19 protein-coding genes are annotated in these 20856 nt (G+C 54.8%); 2 read left to right on the top strand and 17 right to left on the bottom strand.

Annotation, left to right across the window (positions count from 1 at the left end; genetic code table 11):
* The first annotated feature begins 10 nt into the window (after positions 1 to 10).
* A complete protein-coding gene (locus tag AC6RNO_RS27975; RefSeq protein ID WP_497107494.1) occupies positions 11 to 637 on the top strand; it encodes an SCO family protein in 627 nt (208 codons plus the stop codon).
* 943 nt (positions 638 to 1580) lie between these two features.
* On the opposite strand, the gene AC6RNO_RS27970 is transcribed toward AC6RNO_RS27975, so the two are convergent.
* From AC6RNO_RS27970 to AC6RNO_RS27895, 16 genes are all read right to left on the bottom strand, one after another.
* Positions 1581 to 2282 carry a methyltransferase domain-containing protein gene (locus AC6RNO_RS27970; protein ID WP_497107493.1) on the bottom strand — a complete coding sequence of 234 codons (702 nt, stop codon included), beginning with the start codon at positions 2280 to 2282 and terminating at the stop codon, positions 1581 to 1583.
* Between the two features lie 28 nt (positions 2283 to 2310).
* Positions 2311 to 3159 (bottom strand): EamA family transporter, encoded by an 849-nt coding sequence (locus AC6RNO_RS27965; RefSeq protein ID WP_497107492.1) that lies wholly within the window; start codon positions 3157 to 3159, stop codon positions 2311 to 2313.
* A gap of 26 nt (positions 3160 to 3185) precedes the next feature.
* Complete coding sequence (locus AC6RNO_RS27960) at positions 3186 to 3965, bottom strand: ATP-binding cassette domain-containing protein (protein ID WP_497107491.1); 780 nt, start codon at positions 3963 to 3965, stop codon at positions 3186 to 3188.
* Positions 3966 to 3997: 32 nt separating this feature from the next.
* Positions 3998 to 4849, bottom strand: a complete 852-nt coding sequence (locus AC6RNO_RS27955; RefSeq protein WP_497107490.1) for an ATP-binding cassette domain-containing protein — start codon at positions 4847 to 4849, stop codon at positions 3998 to 4000.
* Positions 4850 to 4869: 20 nt separating this feature from the next.
* Complete coding sequence (nikC, locus tag AC6RNO_RS27950; protein WP_497107489.1) at positions 4870 to 5742, bottom strand: nickel transporter permease; 873 nt, start codon at positions 5740 to 5742, stop codon at positions 4870 to 4872.
* Positions 5739 to 6683 carry a nickel ABC transporter permease gene (nikB, locus tag AC6RNO_RS27945; protein WP_497107488.1) on the bottom strand — a complete coding sequence of 315 codons (945 nt, stop codon included), beginning with the start codon at positions 6681 to 6683 and terminating at the stop codon, positions 5739 to 5741. Before nikB ends, nikC begins: the two co-directional genes overlap by 4 nt.
* A 1-nt stretch (position 6684) precedes the next feature.
* Positions 6685 to 8271: a nickel ABC transporter substrate-binding protein gene (gene nikA / locus AC6RNO_RS27940; RefSeq protein ID WP_497107487.1), complete on the bottom strand. Its 1587-nt coding sequence runs from the start codon at positions 8269 to 8271 to the stop codon at positions 6685 to 6687.
* Positions 8272 to 8363: 92 nt separating this feature from the next.
* Positions 8364 to 9707 (bottom strand): opine metallophore biosynthesis dehydrogenase, encoded by a 1344-nt coding sequence (locus AC6RNO_RS27935; protein ID WP_497107486.1) that lies wholly within the window; start codon positions 9705 to 9707, stop codon positions 8364 to 8366.
* Entirely contained in the window at positions 9708 to 10520 is an 813-nt protein-coding gene (locus tag AC6RNO_RS27930; protein ID WP_497107485.1) for a nicotianamine synthase family protein, read from the bottom strand.
* A gap of 578 nt (positions 10521 to 11098) precedes the next feature.
* A complete protein-coding gene (locus AC6RNO_RS27925) occupies positions 11099 to 11275 on the bottom strand; it encodes a hypothetical protein (RefSeq protein WP_488436715.1) in 177 nt (58 codons plus the stop codon).
* A 218-nt stretch (positions 11276 to 11493) separates the two neighbouring features.
* Positions 11494 to 14070 (bottom strand): beta-mannosidase, encoded by a 2577-nt coding sequence (locus AC6RNO_RS27920; RefSeq protein WP_488436801.1) that lies wholly within the window; start codon positions 14068 to 14070, stop codon positions 11494 to 11496.
* Positions 14071 to 14228: 158 nt separating this feature from the next.
* Positions 14229 to 15533 (bottom strand): extracellular solute-binding protein, encoded by a 1305-nt coding sequence (locus AC6RNO_RS27915; RefSeq protein ID WP_497107484.1) that lies wholly within the window; start codon positions 15531 to 15533, stop codon positions 14229 to 14231.
* Positions 15534 to 15589: 56 nt separating this feature from the next.
* Positions 15590 to 16426, bottom strand: a complete 837-nt coding sequence (locus AC6RNO_RS27910) for a carbohydrate ABC transporter permease (RefSeq protein ID WP_474684677.1) — start codon at positions 16424 to 16426, stop codon at positions 15590 to 15592.
* Positions 16423 to 17349, bottom strand: coding sequence for a carbohydrate ABC transporter permease (locus tag AC6RNO_RS27905; RefSeq protein WP_488436717.1), 927 nt, complete (start codon positions 17347 to 17349; stop codon positions 16423 to 16425). Before AC6RNO_RS27905 ends, AC6RNO_RS27910 begins: the two co-directional genes overlap by 4 nt.
* A 264-nt stretch (positions 17350 to 17613) precedes the next feature.
* Positions 17614 to 18669 (bottom strand): LacI family DNA-binding transcriptional regulator, encoded by a 1056-nt coding sequence (locus tag AC6RNO_RS27900; RefSeq protein ID WP_474684675.1) that lies wholly within the window; start codon positions 18667 to 18669, stop codon positions 17614 to 17616.
* A gap of 9 nt (positions 18670 to 18678) precedes the next feature.
* Positions 18679 to 18891: a hypothetical protein gene (locus AC6RNO_RS27895; RefSeq protein ID WP_488436718.1), complete on the bottom strand. Its 213-nt coding sequence runs from the start codon at positions 18889 to 18891 to the stop codon at positions 18679 to 18681.
* Between the two features lie 191 nt (positions 18892 to 19082).
* On the opposite strand from AC6RNO_RS27895, the gene AC6RNO_RS27890 reads away from it, so the two are divergent.
* A complete protein-coding gene (locus AC6RNO_RS27890; protein ID WP_488436719.1) occupies positions 19083 to 19484 on the top strand; it encodes a hypothetical protein in 402 nt (133 codons plus the stop codon).
* 49 nt (positions 19485 to 19533) lie between these two features.
* On the opposite strand, the gene AC6RNO_RS27885 is transcribed toward AC6RNO_RS27890, so the two are convergent.
* Entirely contained in the window at positions 19534 to 20535 is a 1002-nt protein-coding gene (locus AC6RNO_RS27885; RefSeq protein WP_497107483.1) for a zinc-binding dehydrogenase, read from the bottom strand.
* Positions 20536 to 20856: the final 321 nt, after the last annotated feature.

The raw sequence follows: 20856 nt of genomic DNA, 5'->3' as shown, positions 1-20856 counted from the left end.
AATTGTACAGATGATGGTTAGCGCTTCCAAAAAAACAGGGCTTCGAATCGCGACCGCCGCCTTGCTCGCTGCAATTGCAGTTTGCGCTGTGCTGTGGTTTCGCCAAGGGACAGCTCCGCTTCCCGTCGTGAAAAAAGCGCCCGAGTTTACTTTGCAAAACTTACAGGGAGAAGACGTTGCGTTCGCCGGTACGAACGGCAAGGTGCGTTTGGTCGAATTTTTCTTTGCCAACTGCACCGACATTTGTCCTGCGACGACCTCCAACATGGTACTGATGCAAAACAATTTAAAGAAAAAGGGGCTCTTCGGCAGCAAAGTGGAATTTATCAGCATCACCTTCGATCCCGAACGCGATACCCCGGAAGCACTGGGCGAGTACGTCAATATGATGGGCATCGATCAAGCGACCGGCTGGCACATGCTGCGCGGCACGGAGGACGGCGTCCGCCGGATCGCCAACGATTACGGGCTTATGGTCGTCAAGCAGAAGGACGGACAGTTCGCCCACTCCATCCGCTCCCTGTTTCTCGTCGATCAGGAAGGCTCGATTCGCAAAGTTTTCGATATGGGAGAAACGATGGACAACACGGAGATTGAAAAGGCGATCGGCCAATTAGTCAAAGCGGGCGCGGCTTGATGTTGGAAAGCGAGGATTCCGCCGTCCAGCGCGACGGCGGGCGGTGAGGTCCGGAGGCGCGTGGGACGTGCTCCCGAGGCGTTGCGTCAGCGGCGCATGTCGGCGGGCGGCCGCCGCGCGGGGCGCGACAATACACGGGGCGGGTGCGCAGACACATGGTGGCAGGCCCCCCGATCGGGCGGACCGGAGGCGCGCGGGCGCGACAATCCACGGGGCGGGTACCGCCGATGCGTGGCGGTGGGCAACCCCCGCTCGGGGGAACCGGAGGCGCGTGGCCGCGACAATCCGCGGGGCGGGTGCCGCCGATGCGTGGTGGCGGGCGGGCAAAAGCTCGCCCGCTTTGACGGCGCGGGGGGCGCCCTCCAATGCCGGGTTGCCGGGCATGCACAGAAAGCCTGCGAAAGCGCAGGCTTTTTGGGCCACCCGACGTCGACACCCGGCGATAGCCCATATGCCTAACTGCGCGAAGAAAGCCTGCAAAAGTGCAGGTTTTTTGCCCGTTGATACGCCGCAACGGAAAATTCCTGCAATTGTGCAGGCTTTTAGCCGGGCACACAGGCTCAGGTTCATTTTCTTCGAAAATTCCTGCACTTTCGCAGGCTTTTCGCCCAAATGAACCTTTTCCCCGGAAAAAACCTGTACTTTTGCAGGTTTTCCCTCGCCTAGCCGGCCTGGCCCACCAAGCCGCCTCATGATCCCCCGGCGGCATCGACGCAACGCGCACCCCCCGGAGGATGCGCGTCACATCGATGCACGCCGGGAGAGACGCGCGTCGGAAAAGTGCGGCCGTCGCCGCCTTCGGAGCACCTCGCTCCCCTCCCCGGCAAGCGTGGAGGCGGATGCCTGCAGCGCTCCCAAAGCTATTGCCGCCCGCCGCCGCCTTCGGAGCACCTCGCTCCCTCCCCGGCAAGTGAGCGGGCAGATGCCTGCAGCGCTCCCAAAGCTATTGCCGTCCGCCTCCGCCCGGTGCGACGAAGCGGAACAGGAACGCCTGCTCATAGGCGAACTGCAAATGATCAGCCGTATGCAGGTACCATTTTTTATCCGGCGATAAATCGACGAACCCCGCGGGAATCATGCGGCGGACGCCTACCTGGAAGCCTGCTCTGAAAAAGGCGTCGGCCACCGTATCGAGCGTATGCTCCTGCATCGGAATGGACGCATTGCCGTTGATTTTGTCCCGGATCGCCGGCAGGCTCGGATTTCCCGTATAGTCGGCAAAGGTCGCGTAATAGACGCCGCCGGGCTTTAGCGACTTGCGAATCTTTTGCGCGTGCTCATCCAAATCCGGAATCAAATAGAGAACGGCCAGGCTAAACGCATAATCGAAGCGGTGGGCGAACTGCTCCGGCTGCGAGGTTGCCAAATACCGGATGGGCAAATCCCCTTTGCGGCTGTTCGCCACCTCGATGGATTTTCGCGCCAGATCCGTGCCTATGGCTTCTTTGAAAGGTCGCAGCTCATAAAGCAGCCGCAAAAAACCGCCCTGATTGCAGCCAAAATCGAGAATGCTGCTTTCGCGCAAATCCTCCTCGGGGATAAAGCCGAGCACCCGCCGCCAATGGGCCTGATGATCGTCCTCCATCCCCTGGTCCCCTTCGTTTTGATGACGCCACCACATGTCGTACAGCATTTCTTTTTCCAATGTCATGCCTCCTCATTTAATTAAACGTTCAATCGTCCTTGCTGCGGCTGCCCGGTTTGGATAAAACGGCACAGCCGGCCAAAATCATCACGCCGCCCGCCACCGTTATCGGATCAGGCGCCAAGCCCCACAGCAGGAAATCAAACAACGCGCTGACCGCGATGCCCGAATAGCCGACGGCCTGGACGACAATCGCATTTTCATGCGTAAAGGCTTTCGTCAAGAAAACTTGTCCGAGCAAAGAAACAACCCCGATACTCAGCAAATATATGCCGTCGATAACGCCCGGAATAACAAAGTCCCGCCACATAAACGGAAGCGCAACCGCCGCAGAGGTGGCCACAAAATAAAAGACGATTTCATGCGCCGGTTGCGTCCTGCTCAAATACCGGATCGAAATGCCGGCCCCTGCCGCTAACAGCGCGCTAAGCAGCCCGATCACCGCATAGACGGAATAGCTGGAATATTGAAAAGGCTTGACCACCAGCAGCGCCCCGAGAAAGACAACAGGCAAAACGGCCCACATTCTTCGGGATAGCCGCTCTTTCAAAAAAATAAAGGACAGAACCAGCGCAAAGACCGGCGACATATTCGCCAAAATGCCGGCATCCGTCAGCGGGATTTTGGACACCGTGTAAAAGTAAGCGAGCATATATAGCCCGCCCAAGAGGCCCCGCAAAGCCAGCATCGGAATCCCGCTTCCCGAAAAAGAAATGCGCTCCCTTCGCATGAGCCACAGCACAAGCAGCGTCCCGATGAGCCCGCGGAAAAAAGCAATCTCTGCGGCAGGCACCGCAGCGCTGACCAGCTTGACGAGCACATTCATTATGCTGAACACGAGAGAAGACAATAGAGCAAGTACAACGCCGTTTTTCATTCCAATTTTATCCGCCTATCCGGTTCTTATTGCGCCGCATCCGCCAGCAGCTTGGTATAAGCATGACGTTCATCGCTCCACATATGCTCGCGTGCAAAACGGTCGATAATCCGCCCTTCCTTCATAACAAGGATTCGGCCGCTCATTTGCAGGACGGCGGCGATATCGTGGGAAATAAACAGATAAGACATGTTTAAATCCCGCTGCAGCCCCTGAAGCAGCTGCAAAATTTGCGCCTGCACGACGGCATCCAGGCTGGAGGTAGGCTCGTCGCAGATAAGCAGACTTGGACGAAGACTGATCCCGCGGGCGATGGCCGCACGCTGCCATTGTCCTCCGCTCAGCTCATGCGGATACCGGTCGAGGTGCTCGCGCCGCAGCCCGACCATTTCCGCGAGTCTGGCTGCGCTCTGCCTCCGGGAATGCCGGACGTCCTCCAGGAACGGCGGCACGATGCGCGAAAAATTGTCAAGCGGCTCCATGATCGAGCGCCAGATCGGCAAGCGATCGTTCAGCGAAGCTGTCGAGTCTTGAAACACAACCTGCATATGCTGCCTCATGCTCCTCAATTCGCGGCGCTTCGCCTCGATCAACGATCGGCCCTTCAACCGGATATCTCCGCTGTCCGGCCGCTCCAGAGCAAGCAGCAGTCGCGCGAGCGTGCTTTTGCCGCACCCGCTCTCGCCGACGAGCCCGAGGCACTCCCCTTCCCCGATCTCGAAGGAAACGTCCTGCACCGCATTTACGCTATGTCCCGAGCTTCGATAATGCTTGACAAGCCTCTCTGCGGCCATGATTACACTCATTTTGCCATTGCCCCTCCCTGCCTGACGGCAATTTATCCGGAAAGAACCGCAGCCGCAGGCTCTGCACGATCTGCTTGATCTGCCCGATCAATGTGCCCGGCCAATCGCGGGCGTGCGTCCAGCAGCATTTTCGTGTAGGGATGCTCGGGCAGATGGCCGATATGCGCAGCGGACCCTATCTCCACGATTCGCCCTTCCTGCATAACGGCGATGCGGTTCGAGCTTTTCAGCACTTGGCGCAAATCATGGGAAATAAGCAGAATCGCGCAGCCTGTCTGCGTTTGAAGTCCCGCAATTAGCTCCATGATTTTCTTGCCTGTGAGCACATCCAGTGCTGTCGTCGGCTCATCGGCAATAAGCAGCTGCGGTTCCGGCATGAACGCTGCCGCCAGCGCAATCCGCTGCCGCTGACCGCCGCTGAGCTGAAACGGGTAGCTGGCGAACGTGCGTTCCGCAGGCAGACCGACGCGGTCCAGCCAGGTCAGGACCAGTTCCTTCGCTTCCCGCCGGGACATTTTCCGGTGGCTGCGTATCGTCTCGACCAGTTGGCTGCCGATTGTCAAAAACGGCGTGAAGCTCCCTTGATAATTTTGGAACACGCAGCCGATCCGGGCGCCCCGCAACTGCCTTCGTTTCTTTTCCGGCCAAGCCAGCACGTCCTCCCCTTGCAAAAAAATCCGGCCGCCGGCTATGCGAAGCGCCTTCGGAAGCTGCCCGGCTATGGCACTCGCAGTAACGCTCTTGCCGCTGCCGCTCGCACCGACAAGCCCAAGCGTCTCTCCCTGATGAATGGCGAACGAGATGTCATGTACAAGCGGCTTGAAGCACGGATTCCCCTGCTCATGCACCTGCAGCTGTTCAATGCGCAAAATCTGATTTGCCACACCGGCACCTCCTTAACCGATCACCGTCCGCGAACGTCCAATATGACCCGCAGCCTGTCGCTGAACCAATGGCACGCCAGCACGACAACCATGATGCAAGCGCCGGGGACGATCATCAATTGCGGGGCCGCCTGAAAATAAGGGCGTCCGTCGCTCAGCATCGCCCCCCATTCCGGCGCAGGAGGCTGCGCGCCCAACCCCAAAAACGACAGCATCGAAATCAGCAAAATCATTTTCCCGACATCCAGCGCAGCCAATACGGCTACGGGCGAAGCCGTCTGCCTGATCAAATGGCGCCGCAAGACAGCCCAAATTCCGCTCCCGGAGACGATCGAGGCCCATATATATTCCTTCTCCCGCTCGGCCAATACGATGCTTCGAACTACTCGGGCGTAGTCCATCCATTTCACGCAAGCGACGGCCAGCATGGCGTTCATCAGCCCCTGCCCGAGAAAACCCGCGACCGCAATGGCCAGCAAAAATTCCGGCAGCGCCCCTGCTCCGTCGACGAGTCGCATAAAAATCGTATCCGTACGACCGACCGCATAGCCGGACAACAGTCCGATCAGCGACCCGGCCAGCATGACAATCGCGACGGTGAGCGACGATATGCCAAGCGTTACCCCCGCTCCCGCCAGCAGCCGGGACAATACGCATCTTCCCAGATGATCCGTGCCCAGCGGATAGTGCAGGCTCGGAGGTAGCAAGCGATCCGGCATGCTGATGATCAGCGGATCGTTCGGCGCCAACTGCGGACCAAGCAGCGCCAGTGCCAGGAAAATGACCGCAATTGCCGTGGCGATGCAAAAATCGGATTTGAGCGGCGCGCTTTTCCTCGTGCGAGGATGGTCTTGAATCATGACGGGCTCATTGCCGGAAACTTCATGCTTCAAGCTTTTCCCCCCTTGCCCAGCCTGATTTGCGGGTTCAAAATACCGTAGCTGATATCTACCAGCACATTCACAATGCCGATAAACGCGCCGGTCAGCAGCACGTAGCCTTGAACGACCGGATAGTTCCGCTGGGTGATGGCCTCCATCGCCATGCTGCCGAGACCCGGCCAGGCGAACAGCGACTCAGTAACGACGGACCCGGCCAGCAGGCTGCTGAGGCTCATTCCGAATACGCTCGCCACAGGCAGCATGACCGCGCGCAGCGCATGTCCCGAAACTACGCGCCACTCGGCGATTCCTCTTGCCCGGGCGGCGCGAATGTACTCCTGCGACAAAGCTTCCAGCAGGCCCGCACGCAGCAAGCGGATGTACACGGGGGCCATAACAACGCCCAGCGTAATCGAGGGCAGAATGATGTGGCGAAAGCTTCCGCTTCCCATCGTCGGCAGCCAGTTCAGCTTATAGGAGAAAATAAATATCAGCAGCAATCCTAGCCAAAAGCTCGGCACTGAAGCGGCGATCAGCGAAAAAAGCCGGCTTGCATAATCGGGAAGCCGCCCCTCATACTTGGCGGCCATCACGCCGAGCGGAACGGAAATGAGCGTCAGCACGGCCAGTGCTCCCGCCGTCAAAGCGGCCGTAGCCGGCAGCCGTTCCATCATGATTTCCCATACGTCACGATTATTCGCGTAAGAGCGGCCCAAATCAAGCCGGAACACGCCCATGAGCCAGTTTCCATATTGCTTGTAAAGAGGCAGATTCAAGCCGAATTGTTCGCGAACCGCCGATTGATCGGCTTCTGTAACCGCCCCGTCCCCGATTTTCAGAATCGTCCGTACAGGATCTCCCGGGGCCAGCTTCATTAAAGTAAAGGTCACCACAGTCAGAAAGACCAATACAATCGCAAGCTGAGTCAGCCTTGAAACGGCTTGCCGCAGCATTTTATTGCACATCCAATTTATTGGTCACGATATAAAATTCTTCCGAACCCGGCTTCCAGCCGGCGATGCGCCGGTTCACACCGATCAAAATGTCCGGATGAATGATGTAGGAATGCGGTACCGCTTCATTAATGACGTTGACGTCATCCTGTGCAAGCCTGTTCCGTTTTTCCATATCGGCAGTTGCGTTCAGCTCCTGCAATATGGGCTGAAGCTTGTCGACGCTAATATTGGCAGGGTTGAACGATCCCCCCGGCACATAGGCCGAATTTAAAAAAGAGCCTGCGTCCCCTCGGGGCGACGTTAAATAGCTGGAAGTGGCTATATCCCAATCCGGGATATCTTTCATGGAAGCGTCCGGAAACTCCACGCTGACAATCTCGATGTCAATGCCCGCTTTCAAAGCCTCCGACTGGAACATAAGCGGAATCAGCGGAAGCTCCGGGTTGATTCCCTTGAAAGCCAGCAGCTTGAGCTTCAGCGGCTTGCCGTCTTTTTCGAGCTTGCCGTCCTTTCCTTTGACGTAGCCTGCGCTCTCCAGCAGCTTGAGCGCTCCCGCCTGATCGAGGCGCTGCGTTCCGCCCTTGCTGCCGAACGACAGCTTGGATGGAAACGGTCCGCCCGCCGGCGTCGCATGGCCGAGCATAATATCTTTCACCATGCTGTCGCGGTCGATCAGCATATCAAGCGCTTTTCGCACCCGGACGTCCCCGACCCGCTGCGGATTGTAGGTAAAATAATGCGTCCGCAAGCTCGGCACGGAAACGACGGACAGCTCTTTGTCCTTCTCGATGGAAGACAACGATTCCGCCGGAAGATGGTACACAATATCCGCTTGCTTGGATTGGTAAGCGAGCAGGCGGGCATTGGGGTCGCCGTTGAATTTATAGGTCACTTCGTTCAGCTTCGCCTTCCCGTCCCAATATTGCTCGTATCGCTCAAGAGCGATTTCGGCGCCGGGGGTAAAGCTCTTGACTTTGAACGGACCCGTTCCGACAGGAGCCTTGTTGAAGGCAGCTTTGCCGGCGGCCTGCTCGGCGGCTGTGCTGATTATGCTCGTAGTCGGATGCACCAACTCCGAAGGAAAAGCCGGAAACGGCTCTGTCGTGCGAAAAGTCAGCTCCTGGCCGTTTGCCGTCATGGAATCCAGCTTTAAAGCTGCGGCAAGAGCCTTGCTGTCGGCAATGCCGCGCTCGAAGGACGCCTTGACTGCAGCGGCGTCCAGCTTCGTTCCGTCCTGAAAAGTAACGCCGTCGCGAATGGTAAACACCCAAGTCCTCTCATCCTTGACCTCCCATTTTACGGCCAGCCATGGGGCCGGCTTCGTGTTTTCGTCCAGACGAAGCAGCGTTTCCGTCACGCCTGCCCTCAGAGCGATCCAGGTATTGTGCGGATCAAGCGTATCGTCCGGCAAGCTGTGCAGGATCGCAGCTTTCTTTATCTTTTCGGTTGAAACGGCATTGGGCTTGGCGTCTCCGGCCGCTTTCGGTTCATTCGCGCCACAGCCGGAAAGTGCGGCCCCCACGCAGAGGAGCAGCATGAGCATAAACGCTGCCATGCGATAACGTTGTTTTACAGCGGATACCATTGCAGAGTGAGCCCCTTTCTTTTTCTTTAGACCATCCGGTTCCGAATAGCCGTTACAATTATACCCCCTCTTCCATTCATTTCCTATGACTCCTAAGGGCTACTCCAGGCGGAAAAATTCCCCTTTTTTGAAAATTGTTCAACAATCGCTTGGACTTCCTCCGCCACGGTATCCGTCATCTGATCGTCATGGAACCCATGCAAGCCTTCTTCCTTCATAAAAGAAGCCATCCTGTGTTCAAATAGCTCGATAAACGCTAAAGTTTGCGGCATAGCCAGGCGGATTTTTTGCGCAAGCCCGTAAAGCAGCTTTAATTTCTTGTAATCTTCGTACGGCACTCTGGGAATGACCCACTTTCCTTCCTTATCCGGCGAAACCTGCTTATAGGGAAATGCGGAAAAGTCAAAATACCTCCCTTGCTCATCCGGCTCGGAAAACGGATCAATCAGAATCGACGAGTAGCGTATGTATAAAAGATATTCCTGCTTGACCTCATCCATGTCAGAAAACCCTTTGATATCGTCCCGCGAAAGCGTGATTTCATGCACAGGATAGTTATCGTCGTTTAAAAATTGCAATAAATTGAGCGGCCGCACCCGAAAAAAGCGGACAAATTCGGAAATTTCTTTCCACAGCAGCACCATGCTGCGTATCGCATGCTGAGTTATGGGACCTTCCGGATAGAGCTTGTACATATACTTTTTCGAAGGTTTTCGGCTGAAAATCTCATTTAAAGAAAAATCATTGATAAAAAACGGAGGATGCACATACATCGTGATGCTGCGGCTTTCGGCCTCGATCGGATCGGCAGCCGTGCCGCACTCCACACCCAGGCTTTCTATAAAACGCCGCGTACAGTCAAGAGCCTGGCTGCCGGTTTTGCTCGAACCTGTGACGATTTTTTTCTTCATTCCTTTTACAACCGATGTCAGCACCTTGGTACGATCCGGGTCGAACCGCGAAGCCGCATAATAGGTGGATAAGCTGATAATCTCGATCTCGCGCCCTGTCGAGCCCAGAAGACTTTGCACGAGAAGGTTGGAGCCGATCCCGGGGGAAAGCAGCAAAATGGTTCTCACTTCGTTCAGGGAACTCCATGGCAAAGCTTTCACGACGCTCCAATAGCTGTCGCTTGGCGTACATACAACGATGGTTTGCCAAATATCGTCGATCCCCTCATATCCCTCGTATACATGCGAAACTTCGGCTGTTCCGGAAAGGTGCCAGCTCGCTTCGACCTGCACTTCGGCGGCGATCATGCCGTCATGCTCTTGCAACTGTTCCTTGATCCTGCCCGCATGCGCCCCCTTTCTGTTCAGCAAGCCCAGTTGCGCGCACCAGCCTCCGGACAGATCGACGGCAGCATGAATTCCGGCAGGGCCCGCACCGATAATGAGCGTATTTCCGAATGGAGCAGTTTGATCGTGTAAACGCATTCATCTTTCACCTTCTTTTGCCAGGCTTTTTTTCCGTTCGATCATCAGCGTATCGTAGATGCAATGGCTTCGTACGATCGGAGTCAGGTTCCACTCCTGCGACAAATCTTTTTCAAGCGGATAGTTGAAAATGGATTTCAATCCGTTCCCGTATCTGACGATGATTCGCGCATCGGGCTTGACGACAGGCTTGAGATCTTCGAGAATCTCCAGTTTGTTGCCGACAAGGGACGCAACCATGACATGAGTCGCCTCCTGCACAAAGGGCAAATTGCGCAGCCGGTCTCCCGAAAATCGAATCTTGGATTGCAGCCCTGCCGATTCGGCGACCCTTCCGCCCAGATAAACGGCCTCGTCGTCAATGTCCAGGCATACTACGTCTGCGCCAGTTTCCTTGACAATCGTTAAAGCCGATAGCGGAAAAGCGCCCGAACCGATAAACAGCACTTTGGAGCGATGGTCGATTGCAAAATACTTGACCTCCTCGCTAATGGAATTCGCAAGCGCAGCCATGTACTCGCTGATATTCAAATTCTTTTCCAGCGCGCAAAGCGACTGATATTTCTCGACATCGCACAGCGCTTGAATCGAAGTTTGACGCAATTGTTCGCCATGCAGCCTTATTTCTTCATAACGCTCCAACTGTCTCCAAAGCCGTTCGTTCTCGTCGCTGACCATAAACTGGCAGAGGTCATCCAATTTCGTCCGGAGAAGTTCAAAGCAATCCGAACACTCCTTTGAATAATCGTTCAACAGCCTGATTTCGTATTCAAGCGTTTGCAGGGATAACAAATATGCATATTTATTTACCACTTAACTCCCTTCTTCCTGGAAAAAAGTCCCGTTTCGGCTTCTATTATATATAATGGATCGCAAAGCAAAATGACCCATAAGAGTCATGAAGTCACAGAAATTATGAACTTTTTGTGGTAAATACTTGAAGTAATCCCTAAATGAAGGAAACCGCCCCTTTAAGCAGGCTGCTTATGAGCAAACCTTTAGAAGACCTGTGGAAGTCAGGTTACGCACTAATCTGCCCGACTTCACACTAATCGCCGACCACATACCAATCTGCCGACCGCACACTAATCTACCCGACCACACACTAATCTGCTCAACCGCACACTAATCTGCCAACCACACACTAATCTTCCGACCGCATACTAATCTACCCGACCACACACTAATCTACTCAACCGCACACTAATCTGCCGACTGCACACTAATCTACTCAACCACACACTAATCCACTCAACTACACACTAATCTGCCGACCACACACTGTTCTGCTCGACCGCACACCTAATCTACCCGACCACACACTAATCTGCTCAACTACACACTGATCTGCCAACCGCACACTAATCTGCCTGACTGTACATTGGCTGCACTCAAAAAACCCGCAAAAATGCAGGTTTTTGCTCCATCTTGCGCGTGCCTCGGACAATTCCTGCAATTGTGCAGGCTTTTTGCCAGAAACGTGGGCTCGGCTTCACTTTCAGCGGAAATTCCTGCACTTTCGCAGGCTTTTCACCAAAATGGGCCATTGTCGCGGAAAAAGCCTGCACTTTTGCAGGTTTTCTCCCGCTCGGCCTGCCAAGCCGCCTCGCACCCTCCGCCGTGCAGCCGTGCTGCCAAGCCGCCCCGCAGCCAGCGCTGCGCTGCGCGGGAGCATGCGGCGCGCGCCGGGTAGAGCGGCTGCGCCAAACCAAAGGGGAACCACTCGAACATGGTTCCCCCACTCATAACAAAACCGGGAAGACAAGCCCCCCGGTTTTGTTTGCTTCTATGAATTCGGCCGCACGAAGTCGGCCATCGAACGAACCGCGATGCGGCCGGGCGATGCCGGCACGAACGGCTTCCCGCCTGCATCGCGGGCATAAAACTCGACCGTGCGCGGCTCATTGGGCAGCAGGTCGAAGAAATTGTCGCTGAAGATGCCTTCGACTTCCGCAGAGATCCAGACCTGCTTCGCCAGCACATCCGTGCGCAGCACGTATTTGCCGTCGGCGGCTTCCGTCACTTCAATCGCCGGCATGCTCAGACGCAAATCCTTGACAGGCGTCAAGTAATGCTCTTTGCTGTCGATGACGCGCCCGTCCCGCCCGAGCAATCTGGCGTACACCAGCACCGCCGAGGCGTTGCGCCCTTCCAGAAGCGATTCGGCGTCCAGCGACGCCGTTTTCGTGCTGCCATTCGCCTCCACGCGGACAGGATACTGCGCCTGCTCCAGCACTTCGCCGTAAAAGGTCAGCAGTTGAATATCGACTTGCCCGGTAACCGGCTCCATAAGATCGGAAACGACATAAAAGTCGAGCCGCCCTCCGGCCGATCCGTCGATGGACAGCAGCACGTCCCGGAAGCTGCGCTTCGCGTAATATTGCAGCGCCTTCCAGCGGCCGTAGTAATCCATCCCTGCCCATGAAGCGACTGGCCAGCAATCGTTCATTTGCCAATACAGCGAGCCCATGCAAAACGGTTTTTGGCGGCGGTGCGCTTCGATCGCCGTTTTCATCGCTTCCGCCTGCAGCACCTGGCTTACATACAAAAACGACGGGAAATCGTTCGGCTCGCTGAAATACAGCTCCATATATTGCCGGATAAGCTGGTTGCCCCGGGCATTTTTCTGGTGGGCGAGCATCACTTCCGATTCCAGCGCCAGATCCGCTTCCGCCGCATAAGTCCTCACCGATTTCAGCTCGGGAAACGATTGGAACCCGTATTCGCTCATAAACCGGCCGACATGAACGTTATATTTGTCAAAAGGCTCCAGCTGATGCCATACGCCCCAATAATGGATATCGCCGCTCGTCGATTTGTTGAAAGCATGCTGGCTGCCGTCTCCGGTAAGCCCGCGCATCGGCGAAGAAGGCCAGTAGGACGCGCCGGGATGCCACGCATTTACAGCCTCGGGCAAAATACGGTGAAAAATATGCTCGTAATCTTCCCATATGCGCTCGCGCTGCTCGGCCGTATAATCCTTTTTCCAACCCCATCCCGCATGCTCGTCGTAATGCGACCACGCCGTATCGATTTCGTTGTTGCCGCACCACAGCGCAATACACGGATGATTGCGAAGCCGCTTGACGTTCTCTTCGGCCTCCTGCCTCACATTGTCCAAAAACGCCGCATCGCCCGGGTACATGCTGCAAGCGAACATAAAATCCTGCCAGACCAAAATACCGTACTCATCGCACAGCGAATAAAAAGCGTCCGCTTCATAAATGCCGCCGCCCCACACGCGCAGCATGTTCATGTTCGACTCGGCTGCGGTCGCAACCTCGTGCCGGTAATTGTCATAAGTGATTTCGCTCAAAAAGCTGTCGTTCGGAATATGGTTGGCACCTTTGGCAAATACAGCCACTCCGTTTAGTTGTATATAAAACGAAGTGCCTCCGCCCTGCGCGTCCCGCTCCGTAACCAGCTTCACCGTTCTGAGGCCGGTGACCGTTGTCCGTTCGCAAACCGCTTGACCTTGGCGAACAAGCTCCGTTCGGAACGTATACATGTCCTGGCTGCCAAGCCCTCTGCACCACCAAAGCCTCGGCTCGGCGATTTGCGCGTCAAGCTCGACCAACTGCCGGCCGGGCTGCAGCCTGACCTCCCTGCTCCAGGACATGGAGTCCGCCGAAAGCTTCAACACGCCTTCCCAGGCGGCGTCGCTTTCGATTTCGGCGACCGCCGTCAGCAGGGCCTCTTCTCCGGAAACCGCGCGCTGCCGGATGAACACGTCCGCCAGCCGGACGCCGGACCAACCCTCCAGGCGGGCTTCCCGCCAAATGCCGCTCGTCACAAAGCGCGGTCCCCAGTCCCAACCGTAATGATACGGCGCCTTGCGGGCGAACACGCTTATTTTGCGATCGCCCAATCCCCCGGCTTCGGATTGGTCGTTCGTGGCCGGCAGCGGATAGCCCAGTTGCTCAAGCTTGGGCAAATCTTCGCGAACCGGCGAACGAAACCGAATCCGCACCTTGTTGGCCCCCTCCCGCACGATGTGCCGAACGTCCGCTTTCCAGGTACGGAACATGTTGTCCGCCGACAGAACGCGGCGTTCGTTCACATAAACGTCCGCATACGTATCCAGCCCATCGAATACAAGATGCAGATTCGTATGCCGGAGCGCTTCATCGGAAATATGCAGCTGTGTCTCATATTCCCAGTCCTGCTTGTCGATCCACTGCAGATCGCGTTCATTCGTCCCGTAGAACGGCTGCGCAATCATGCCATTCCGCAGCAAATCGGTATGCACGCAGCCCGGCACCTTGGCCGGAAGCCACCGCTCCCCGTCGCACGCTTTAAATACCCATTCGCTCAAAAGCAGGTTTACCGGTCTTGCCGGGTTTGCTCGGTTTACTTGGTTCATTTCCGCCTCCACTGTGACTCCATCCATTTGATTTTCTCTCTTCCGCGGACCGGCGTTTCCGGCCGAATGCGGCTAAGGCTCCTTCTCGAATTGCGAGCCACTCCGATCCGCGTAGGACTGAAGTGGCTCCGTTGCCTGCATGTATAGTAGTCGGATTTTTACTTGCTCAGCTTCGCTTCCGCCGCTTTGCCTTTTTCCACGAGTGTATTATAGGCTTGATCCAGCGTCGATTTGTTGAACATGACCGCTTCCATCTCGGATTTGTACGTTTTCACGAAATCTTCCGCGCCCGCAGGAGCCGGATAGAACGGCAGCGCCTTTTCCTTGGCGGCGCCCAGCAGCTCTTTGCCGAACAAATCGCTTTTGCTTAATGTAGGCTGCAGCTCTTTGAACACCGCTTCATCGATCGGAATACCGCGCGTCGTGCCCAAAATTTTGCCGTTCTCCTTATCGGAAATAAACCATTTGATGAATTGCTTCGCCTGCTCTTTGCTTTGGGAATTCGCCGATACGGAGAGGAAGATCGTCGACTGCGCCCAGCCGCCGCCTTTCACGCCTGTCGGGACGCTGGTAACGGCCAATTTGCCCGGAAGCATCGCTTCGACAACGCCTACGGAACCGACGGACGCCGATCTCAGCATAACGGTGCCGTTGCCGAGAGAGTCGAGCTTCGGATCGTTTTCTTTAAAGGATAATTGCTGGTCCGCGGAAGGCACAACGCCGTCTTTGCGGAATTGGGCGTAAATATTTTGGAACTCGTACCATGTGTCTTTATCCAGATTGAACTTGGAGCCGTCCTGGAAAATCGGGCCCTTGCCTTTGGACGTTTGATAGTATTGATACCATTCCCAAATGTTCGTCATATCGTCGATCGGGTACTTGTCCTTGGGCAGCTTCGAACGGGACTCTTTGGCATAGGCGAAAAAGTCCTCCCACGTCCAGTTGCTCGCCGGCAGCTTGATGCCTGCTGCAGCCAGCGCCTCTTTGTTGTATACGACGCCTTGACCGTTAAGGCTGAGCGGGACGCCGTACATCTTGCCGTTGATTTTGACGTTTTCCAGCACTTTCGGATCGACGATGCCCGTCAAATCAATGTCCGACAGATCGGCCAGCAGCCCTCTTTTTACGTAGCCCTGAATGTAAGCCGCGTCCATTTGCAGCACATCGGGCATCGAATTCGACGCAGCCAAAGTTGGCATTTTTTCCCAATACCCGTCCCAAGCTGTATATTCCGGCGTGAAGGTAACCTGCGGAACGTTTTTCGTATATAAATCAAGAGCTTTCAGCGTGGCGTCATGGCGGGCCTGCGAGCCCCACCACATCATTTTCAGCTTGGCCGCCTTGCCTGCCGCCGGGCTTCCCTGGGCAGTATCCGCCTGTTTGGAGCCGCAGCCCGTCAAAGCTACCATCGAGGCGAGCATTGCAACGGAAACGCCTTTTACCCACGGTTGTTTCATTTTCATCTGAAAAACACTCCCTTTTTATTTAAATTTAAGTGTAACCGTCGTCAGAACTTGCTTTACCCTTTGATGCCCGTAGTCGCGATCCCTTCGACAAAATGCTTTTGAGCCGTGAAAAATACGATAGCCGAAGGCAAAACCGACAGCAGCGACATGGCGAGCAGTTGGCCCCATTGAATTTCGAACTGGTCGATAAACATGCGCAGCGCCAAGCCGACCGTAAATTTCTCGATGGAGCTTAAATACAACAGCTGTGCGAAAAAGTCGTCCCAGCTCCAGAGGAAGGTGAAAATGCCTACCGTAACCAGGGCCGGCTTGATCAATGGCGCGATGACCCGGAAAAAGATACCGTATACGGAAGCCCCGTCGATTTGCGCCGCTTCATCCAGCTCCTTCGGTATGCCGCGAATAAACTGCACGACGAGGAATACGAAGAACGCCCCGCCACCGAAAAAATGCGGCAATATGAGCGGAATATAACTGTTCACAAAGCCAAGCTTGTTGTACAAAATATATTGCGGCACGACCGTCACCTGCGTCGGAAGCATCATCGTCAGCAGCAGGATGGAAAACCAGAACCCGCGCAGCTTGAACTGCAGCCGGCCAAAGCCGTAGCCTACCAACGCCGCCGTTGTCACACCGCCCAGGACGTTCCAAAACTCCATAAGCAGCGTATTGGCAAAAAACTTGGCGAACGTGAACTCTTTCGAATAGGTCCAGCCTTTCGTGTAATTTTCCCATATAAACTGATGCGGCCAAATGGTCGGCAGCCCGAACTCCGTCGAATCCTTGAAAGAAGCCCCGATCCACCAAAACACGGGATACATCATCAGAATCGCGAAAGGGAGCAAAATCAGATGAACCTTGAGTCCTGAAAGACGTTCTCTGCTTGTCATTTCGATTTCCCCCCTTCAGCTTCGTAAAAGACCCAGTACTTCGAAGCCAGGAAGTTGATCGCCGTAAACAGCGCGATAATCAGCAGCAAAATCCAGGCCAGCGCCGAGGCGTAACCCATTTCATACTGTTTGAACGCTTTCTCGTACAGAAACAGCACGTACATATACGTTGAGTTGGCAGGTCCGCCGGGCCCGCCGGGCGGAATGACGAAAGCGGATGTAAACATCTGGAAGGAATTGATGATACCGAGCACGAGATTGAAAAACATGACGGGTGAAAGCATCGGCAGCGTAATATGGAAAAACTTGCGAATGCCGCCCGCTCCGTCCACGGAAGCGGATTCATAAAGATCTTTCGGAATTTGCTTCAAACCGGCCAAAAAAATGACCATCGTGGAGCCGAACTGCCACGCATTCAAAATAATAAGCGTTCCCAGCGCAGTGGCAGGATTGGACACCCAGCCGATCCCCTCGATGCCGAACCAGCCAAGAACGTGATTGATGTAGCCGTCCAGGCCGAACATATTTCTCCACAATGCGGATACCGCGATACTTCCGCCGATCAGGGAAGGAAAGTAAATCGCCGTCCGGTACCAGCTCATGCCGCGAATGTTTTTGTTCAGCAAAATCGCCACCATCAAGGAAAAAAACAGCTTGACAGGAACCGCGATCAAGACGAATGTGAACGTCACGGAAAGCGATTTCAAAAATAACCGGTCCTTGAGGAAAATGTTGCTGTAGTTCTCCGTTCCGATCCATGACGGAGAATCGAGCAGCGAATACTCCGTAAACGATAAATAGAACGACTGTACCGTGGGCCAAAGCGTGAGCAGCAAAAACCCGAGCAGCCACGGAGCGATAAATACATAACCTGCAACATTATGCTCGCCCGAGTTGCGCAATTTGCGTTTTTTTGTCGTCATGGCATTACCTCTTTCAGTGTGGGATCCGAATAGCTCCTTTTAATCCTATGAAACTAATAGTAGTGCTTAATCAACTATTAGTCAACTAAAATTTTAGTTTTATTATGTTTACAAAATGAAATTTAAATTTACTTAAAGCGCTTTAATTAATAACTTTAAAAAATCTGAAGCGGCCGTTCACGACAAACAAAAAAACTTTTCGAAAACGATTCCTCTTAAATCGTCTGCGAAAAGTTTTTGCTCTGCGTTGCATGATGATAGCTGTCAGGCGCGCCCGCCGGGCGGCGTATCGACGCTTTCCCGGGCCATTAAACCGCTTTGCAGCAATATTTTTTCATAGGGCATAAGCGGATTGTCGAGCCTCCATTGCAGGATGTCCACGGCTTTCATGCCCAGCGCCTCTTTCTCGACGTCAATCGTAGTCAGCCCGGGAAAATCTCTCAGTATATCGCTGTTGTTATCAAAGCCTGCAAGAGAGCAGTCCTCCGGCACCCGCAGTCCCATCTTCGTTAAAGCCCGCAGCGCCAGCAGCGCGATCTGATCGTTGGCGCAAACGAAGGCAGTCGGAAAGCTTTTGCGCGGAATCGATTGTAAACCTAACAAAAGCCTATCGATATTTTCATCGTCAAACGTCGGCTTTACGCTCAGCAGTTCCTTGTTCGGCACATAGGGCAGCTCATTTTCGTCCATAACGGAACGAAACCCGCTCCAGCGGTCAAAAAAGCTTCTCGAATAGCGTATCTCGCCGATAAACTGAATATGGGCGTGCCCTTTGCCTAACATAAACTTCGTCATTTTGCGCATGAGATCGAAGTTGTTGACGAACACGCTGTCGGATTCGATCAAATCGTCTTCATGATCGATCAGAACGGTAGGAATCGCTTTGTTTCTCAGCTCCATCAGCATCGGGGTCGATATGTAGCCGACGCCGATCACGCCGAGCAGCCCTTCCGGCTTCATCACCAGATTGAAATTGCGCGGCGAATCGTCGGAAATCAAAATAGCGCCGATGCCTCGCGCTTCCAAAAATTTGTAAACGCCGTCAAGCACTTTGCCCCAATACCCGGATTCCCTGTTCTGGATTCGGATATTGGAGAACAGAACACCTGCAATTTTATGATCGTTTTCCTCCTGCACGCTGCTCTGAAGCTTCTTGATGCTCTTTTGGTTCAAGTAGCCCAAATTCGAGGCAAGCTCGAAAATTTTTTCCCTGGTGACCGCACTGATGCCCGGCTTGCCGGACAGCGCCTTGGACACCGCATATTTGGAAACTCCGATTCGGTCAGCGATTTCCTGCATGGTCACCTTCTTGTTTCTCACCAAATCGTATCACTCCAAGTCGTTAAAATCCGAACCGTTTGTCACCTTTGTAAACCAAACGTTATCCTGCTCATCATAACAAATTCGTTCAAAAATGTACACAACGTTATCGTCCGGTACCCCACGGGCGGCCAGATCCGCATACGAAAGCGCTGCCTCGAAAGGCAGCGCTTTGACTTTCAGCCGGTTGCTTTTCCTTGCGGGAATGTGCGGCTGCGGCAAAATGAGGTTGCTGCGTTTGTAAGCTACCTCGCGCAGCTCCTAGAGTCTGTCCGATGAACCACGTAGAAGGTATATATGCAAAAAATGACAGTCATTATGCAGCGTGAGCGGCAATATATACAGTCATGATTCACCCGGTATGCACAAAAGTAACTCCGTCGGACAGACTCCCATCGCGCGGCGTGTGCTGCATGACTGCGGCCGGTCGAACAGATAACGCGGTTCGCTGTACGCAAAACCTGCAAAAGTGCTCAAAAGTGAAAGTGCCGGGCTTTTTCGATGGAGGTGATTCGTTTTTGGGAAAAACCTGCAAAAGTGCAGGAATTTTCGACGGAAGCGGTTCATTTTTGGAAAAGCCTGCAATTGTGCAGGAATTTTCGGCCATTGAGGCTCCAAACGCGAGTTTAGGGGATAATTCCTGCAGTTTTGCAGGAATTTATCGAGGGACGCGTATCTGCGGGCAAAAAACTGTACTTTCGCAGGTTTTCCGCTCGCTCCCCAATGATGGGCCTGCCAACAATCTCCTATTCGCAGGTATTCTGCATGTGAGATGCTGCTGCAGTGAAGCGCCGGACGCCGGGAATCGAGCGTAAAAGAAAAAACAGACAGCCCCGTTGTGCCGAGTCTGTCTGTCGTTGTTCTCTACCAGCGGAACAAGACGCCGTGGTAATCGTCCTTTCGATTGCGGAGCCCTTCATAGGCGGCAGGCGCATCCTCCGGTGCCAGTATATGGCTGATCAACGGCTGGATGCACAGTTTGTTCGTCTGCATCAGGCGAAATACGATTTGCGAATTACGCACGAGCGAATGCTTGACGAACGGGTCGGGCCTCAGCGGGAACCGCCATTCGTGCGCCCCTTTGTACGTAATGCAGCCATGCCCGTTCAAATGGATGTGATTCAGCAAATCCGTCGCATTCGTCTGATATTCGCCGCGCGGACTGCCGAGCAAAACAACTTCACCGTATTGCCCCACCCAGGAAGCGCTGTCGACAGCCACCTTCGGCACCCCTGTCGCTTCGATCAGCGTCGATACGCCTTTCCCGTCCGTCAGTTCCCTGATTCGCATCCCTGTGTCCGAACCTGACGGCAGGGCAAACTCCACCCGGCATTCGCGCGCAAGCTGCAGCCGGTTAGGGGAAAGGTCAACGCCGATCACCGACGCGCCCTGCAATCCGGCCAATTGCGAGGCCATATTTCCGATCAGGCCAAGCCCGGTCACGGCGACGTAATCGCCCAGTTCGATTTGCGAGACGCGAATGCTCGTCATGGCCACAGTCGCCATCCGGGTAAAAGGCACCCAGGACAGCTCCAAATCGGCCGGAACTTTCAGCATGACCCCGTCTGCGCTGTCCACTTCGTACAGGGCGTGCTTGCCGTAGTGAAACACGATATCCCCGACCTCGAACTCCGCTGCCTCCGGGCCTTTGTCCACAATTTCGCTGACGGCCGCATATCCCGGCACGGCGGGCATCGGGAACCAGCTCTCCCCGCCCGACAAGCAGGCGAGCTCCGTTCCGGGGCTGATCAGCGTGTACGCCTTCTTGAGCAAAACCTGCTTGCCCGTCAGCTTCGTGAAATTGTCCGTTTTTTGCTGAAGCTCAACCTTCCATGGCGCGGTAAAGACGATTTGTTTATTTTCCATGGCGCTTTCTTCTCCTCTGTTGTTCAAATTTTGTACCCGTCGTGCCCTGGATACGAGCGAATCCCGGGCGTGCATTGCAGCGCCGCCAGCCCTCTGCCGGGCTGCGCGAAGAAAGCCTGCAAACATCAGGCTGCCAAGAAACCTGCGCGACAGAGCCGGATCTCACTTCTGTCCGGCTGGGCGAAGAAAACCTGCACATATCTGGCACCCAGAAACCCACGCGTCAGACCAGATCTCACTTCTGCCCGGCAACCTGCACATATCTGGCGGCCCAGAATCCTGCGCGACAGAGTCGGATCTCACATTTGCCGGGCTGCGCGA

The sequence above is a fragment of the Paenibacillus sp. sgz302190 genome (genome assembly GCF_059820445.1).
Note: the sequence above shows the minus strand (reverse complement) of the source record. Positions and strands in the feature narration are given on the sequence as shown.

Coding starts and splice junctions, on each gene's coding strand:
- AC6RNO_RS27975 (WP_497107494.1), top strand. CDS start 11: ATGATGGTTAGCGCTTCCAAAAAAACAGGGCTTCGAATCGCGACCGCC.
- AC6RNO_RS27910 (WP_474684677.1), bottom strand. CDS start 16,426: ATGACAAGCAGAGAACGTCTTTCAGGACTCAAGGTTCATCTGATTTTG.
- AC6RNO_RS27935 (WP_497107486.1), bottom strand. CDS start 9,707: ATGCGTTTACACGATCAAACTGCTCCATTCGGAAATACGCTCATTATC.
- nikB (WP_497107488.1), bottom strand. CDS start 6,683: ATGCTGCGGCAAGCCGTTTCAAGGCTGACTCAGCTTGCGATTGTATTG.
- AC6RNO_RS27885 (WP_497107483.1), bottom strand. CDS start 20,535: ATGGAAAATAAACAAATCGTCTTTACCGCGCCATGGAAGGTTGAGCTT.
- AC6RNO_RS27960 (WP_497107491.1), bottom strand. CDS start 3,965: ATGAGTGTAATCATGGCCGCAGAGAGGCTTGTCAAGCATTATCGAAGC.
- AC6RNO_RS27905 (WP_488436717.1), bottom strand. CDS start 17,349: ATGACGACAAAAAAACGCAAATTGCGCAACTCGGGCGAGCATAATGTT.
- AC6RNO_RS27890 (WP_488436719.1), top strand. CDS start 19,083: ATGACTGCGGCCGGTCGAACAGATAACGCGGTTCGCTGTACGCAAAAC.
- AC6RNO_RS27965 (WP_497107492.1), bottom strand. CDS start 3,159: ATGAAAAACGGCGTTGTACTTGCTCTATTGTCTTCTCTCGTGTTCAGC.
- nikA (WP_497107487.1), bottom strand. CDS start 8,271: ATGGTATCCGCTGTAAAACAACGTTATCGCATGGCAGCGTTTATGCTC.
- AC6RNO_RS27920 (WP_488436801.1), bottom strand. CDS start 14,070: ATGAACCAAGTAAACCGAGCAAACCCGGCAAGACCGGTAAACCTGCTT.
- AC6RNO_RS27915 (WP_497107484.1), bottom strand. CDS start 15,533: ATGAAAATGAAACAACCGTGGGTAAAAGGCGTTTCCGTTGCAATGCTC.